Below are 4790 nucleotides of genomic sequence, written 5' to 3'. Positions count from 1 at the left end.
TCTTCTACTTCTTCCTTGTAAATCTTCATTCCCCTTGCTTTATAATTGTTAATAGCATTTGGGTGATCATCGGTACAAGTGTGCAACCAAACCCTTTTTGTATTTGGACAATCCCAAGCGATTTCTAATGCAATAGTCAATAAGCTGCCGCCAAGTCCTTTTCCAATAAAATCTTTCGCAAGGCCAAAGTAAATGATCTCGACATTTCCTTCAGCCTGTTGCACTAGTTCAAAGTATCCTGCTTCGGAATTTTTGAAATGAACAGAGTAACAAGTAACGTTGTTATCTTCAGAATTAGTTTTCCAAATTTCATTGGTCCAATCGTTACGTTCTACCCAATTGAAATTTTTCCCAACAAGGTGATGTAAATGTTTGCTTTGTAAGAAATTCACGCTTGGAATATCTTTAATAACAAGCCCATCAATGCGAGGTTTTGAATGGAGCTGTGTCCGCGAATTAATTTCGAGATAAGTTGTGATGACTTTTTGCATGCTTGTTTAAATTGAGATCTTCCAATATTCAAAAGAAATGAAGAATTCGCTAGTGCCATATCTACCTTCTAATAAATACTTTTTCAGTTTTTGTTTTTCCTTCCGATTCTAATCGGATAATATAAATTCCAGGATTTAATACAATGAAAGTGTCATCAAGCGATGTTTCATTGTATAAGTTTTGACCACTAATGGTATAAATAGATATTGCAGCAGCTCCAAAGATTGATATTCCATTAGATTGAATTGAAATTGTCGGACCTTTTACAGAATTATTTATGCCAACAGTACTGCAGTCGCTAGAATATGAAGCCCATGAGTCTAATTGGTCTATTAATGGTAATGTATTTGATGAAACGTCATTTGCTTGACCGTTTGCCCAAGTGGATGCCCAAACAGGATCGTTTACTTGAATGCAATATAGATTGGGGTTTCCAGATGCTAGAATTTGCGATATATTGTAGAATACAGAGAGGTTCAAAGTCGAAAGGTTATTGTTGTGACAGCCTAGCTCATCAATATATAATAGATTAGGAGAATTTTGGTAGAAATAAATGTTTGTAATATTATTATTCGAACAATGAATTATTTCAAGTTCAGGGTTGTTCGATAGGTCTAAAGATGTAAGGCTGTTATAGCTACAATAAAGCTTTTCCAATAAAATATTATTTGATAGGTCAAGGCTAGTTAACATATTTGTATCACTCGAGAGTCTTATAAGTTTAGTATTTTGAGATAGGTCCAAGCTAGTAAGTAGATTGTCGCTACATCCTAGCCAGGTAAGTTCTGTATTCGCTGATAAATTTAAAGAGGAAACTTGATTGCTCTTTAAACTGAGGGTTGTGATGTTCGTAAATGCTTCAATTCCACTTAGGTCACTCACTCCAGCAGATGCTAGATAAATACCGCCGGTATATACTGCAGCCTCACTATATGAAATTTCACTGTTTTGATCTGTGTTTAAGCTATTATTATTAACAAGGTAATTCTTAAACACGACATCTGGAATGTTTACATTCTGAGAAAATAAAATTGAACTACTAAGTACAAATAGAGCGAAGGTGATATTAATTATTTTCATGAAACTTGTTTTATGATTAATATGATTTGGTATAATGTCATCGAATATAAGTTTGTTAGTTGTATTTTTTTTACATAATATATTGGATGTGTGGCGAAGATGTTTTACCTCTTTCTAGAAAGGGACCTAGAATGTTTTTGATCAACAATAAAACTACAGATAGAAATCTCATCTTGAAATTTATCTGTTTTAATTAGAGTTTTTTACTTCAGGTACATATTATATATAAGGAGCATCTATTTGAGAGTAGATTAAGTTGATGAAATTTACTATTTTCATAACTAGTTAGACACCAAAAGGTTGAGGGTATTGCTTTAAAGCTGTTCCTTGAAAAAATGGATACTGAAGAATCAATTTCATTAAAAATGAAGAGCAAACTTTATAGTATTTACGAATCACCTGTCAAGGGTAGCTACCACCCAGATTACTGGAGTACGTGGGATCTTTGAGTTTATATTAATAGACGATGTCTATTATTCCTCTGGCTATAGAATAGGTCGGACCCGTTTCTCAATTACGAGATAATCTTCATAAAAGCATTTTACGATGAGTGATTTCAATTTTTCCATTTCGAATATTCCTGTACAAATCAGCAATAAGTTGATACTTACAATAGTATTGCTGTTAAGTGTTTCTGTATTATTTGCCCAGCCTTCAAACGACGATATATGTAATGCGATTTCTTTAACGGATGGCCAACCGTTATGTGGGCAAGACAATACGGGAGCAACTGTTGCAGGTGGAGACGTGCTTGGTACGTGCTGGGAGGATGCCCCTCTGTCCGGAATGGGAGCAGTTTTAAGTAACACGGTATGGTATAGTATGGTTTGCCCTCCCTCTGGAGGTATTTTCTTAACCACAGATTTTGAGGTTGCTGGTGGATTATTAGATACAGAGATGGCTATTTATTCATCGTCGAATGGAACTTGTACAGGTAATCTTACAGAAGAGGATTGTAATGAAGATCCATCTATGACAGATTTATTCACAGGTCATGCAAGAATACGAGTGGAAGGATTGAATCCTGGAGAAACTTATTTTATTATGTTGGACGGTAGATCAACATCGGGAGTAGTATATGATCCGGCAGAAAGTGATGAAGATTATGGAACAAGTACAACAGGAGAATTTTGCATTGTTGGAGTCGAATTTGGTGGTGGTAGTGGTGGTATAGCTGGAACAACACTAGATTATTTTTGTAATCCAGACTTTTCTGAATACGATGCTGAAGGAACAGATTTAAACCAGGATTGTTATAACGATATGGGAGGTACTCCAGGTTTCTTTGATCAACAAAACTTTCCAAACTGTACAGATCCTGTAGATGTTTACAATTTTGATCTGGATTGTGGATTTCAATTTAATGATGTTGCGAATAATGACTTTCTTGGATGTGAATACACGATTACGATGCATTGGAAATTTGACCAACAAAATTCTGCAAAAGATTGGCAACGATTAATTGATTGGAGTAATCATTCTAGTGATGATGGGATGTATGTAGAAGGCATGGGTGGCGCCGGTGGTACTTATGAGTTTTGGGAGATTCAAGGTATGAACGGCGCTGGTATTGGTTTGGATGATGAATGGAATACAGGTGTTTTTACAAGAACTTGCGACGATGAATTCTGTATGTACAATTTTGATGAGAATGGAGTAGGGTGGGATGGTTCTGCAGAAGGTTTGGTATTATGTATTGATGATAATGGAACTGGGTTGGTTCAGAGTGGGGATTTTATAAATTTTTTCACAGATGATGATCAAGTAAGTAATGAGACAGCGCCGGGCCAAATTGCTTATTTGTCGATTTCTAATTTTGCGAATACGCAAGCCGAGATTATTGAGATGGTACCAACGATTCCCTGTCCTTGTCAGTTTTCTCCTCCTCCAACATGCGAGGTTACATATCAAGTAAATGAAACTTGTTTTGGTTACGGCAATAGTATGCTTGAAGTAACTATAGCAGGGGATGACGTGGAAATACCCTACACGGTTATTTGGCCCACAGGAAACCAGGAAACCGGTTTGTCTAATGGAAGTGTTGCAATAGAGAATGCGGTTCCGTCTGGTTTTAATGTAGTTACGGTTACAGATAATCAGGGGCTTGAAGGAACCTGCAGTGCATATATATCTGTTCCGCCTCCAGTGGTTATTGATACTATTGTTACTTATGTTAATTGTAATGGAGAATCCAATGGCGCCTTGGATCTTACAGTTACTGGTGGCGTAGGTGCCCTTTCTTTGATTTGGGATGATAATACTACAACAGAAGATAAGACTGGCTTATCAGCCGGTACATATACCGTTTCTGTTACGGATGCCCTTGGGTGTATTCGTACTATGGAAAAAACATTAATAGATCCTCCACCAATCGTTTTAACCTTGGTTCCAACCAACGAATTTTCATGCGGAGCTCCTGGTTCTCAAGACGGAAGTATAGACTTAACTGTAACAGGAGGGACTCTGTATCCAGACACAATAACTACGCCCGGAATTGGCGCTGGAGGTACAATAGTAGGGAAGACGTCTACTTCATTTTTTATGGATTTAACAGGAGTAGTTAATCCAGGTCCAATTACAGCAAGCACTATTAAAGAAGTATGTGTTAATATGGATGATGTTCCAAATGGCAAGCTGGATAAATTGGAGTTAAAACTGATCAGTCCATGTGGTGAACCGGCTAGCATATTGCTTAAAGGAAATACTAATATGAATAATGCTGCTGCTTTCAATGTTTGTTTTACTCCGGATGCTGGAGCACAAATTGGCGGAGCAGACTTTTCCGGAATATTCCTTCCTGAAGGGGAAGCTCTAGATGATCCGGCAGGAGCTATTATGGCTTGTGGAAATAAGGAAGGTGCTTGGGAACTGTGGATTGGTACAGGGGAGATGAACGATGGGAATTTGGTTGATTGGACGTTAACATTAGAAGATACTCAGCCCGATACTGACCTTGATCTTTTATGGAGTACAAATGAAACTACAGAAGATATATCTGGCCTAACCGGTAATAATGGATTTATTACTTACACGGTTACGGCGACTGATGACAATGGATGTACTAATTCTGGATCTGCAGATATATGGTGCCCAATTGCTCCAATTTGTAGTATAGCGATAGATCAAGAACCTTCTTGTTTTGGTTTTAATGATGGTATGGCCACTGTAACGGTTGATTTAGGTAGTAGCCCGGATTTCAGTATCGACTGGGGCAATGG

3 protein-coding genes are annotated in these 4790 nt (G+C 37.4%); 1 reads left to right on the top strand and 2 read right to left on the bottom strand.

All coding sequences use genetic code 11. The annotated features are described in order from the left end of the window. Nucleotides 1–491 (bottom strand): GNAT family N-acetyltransferase (locus HRT72_07660; protein ID NQY67582.1); only part of this gene is annotated, 491 nt, incomplete at its 3' end. Between the two features lie 61 nt (nucleotides 492–552). Beyond that, nucleotides 553–1572 (bottom strand): T9SS type A sorting domain-containing protein, encoded by a 1020-nt coding sequence (locus HRT72_07655; GenBank protein ID NQY67581.1) that lies wholly within the window; start codon nucleotides 1570–1572, stop codon nucleotides 553–555. 546 nt (nucleotides 1573–2118) lie between these two features. Here HRT72_07655 and HRT72_07650 point away from each other — a divergent pair. After that, nucleotides 2119–4790 (top strand): hypothetical protein (locus tag HRT72_07650; protein NQY67580.1); only part of this gene is annotated, 2672 nt, incomplete at its 3' end.

Source organism: Flavobacteriales bacterium, from assembly GCA_013214975.1.
Classification (GTDB): domain Bacteria; phylum Bacteroidota; class Bacteroidia; order DT-38; family DT-38; genus DT-38.
The sequence above is the reverse complement of the archived record's forward strand: the minus strand, read 5'-3'. Positions and strand labels throughout refer to the sequence as shown.

Excerpts from the sequence above, each read along its gene's own strand:
- HRT72_07655 (NQY67581.1), bottom strand. The coding sequence starts at position 1,572 with ATGAAAATAATTAATATCACCTTCGCTCTATTTGTACTTAGTAGTTCA.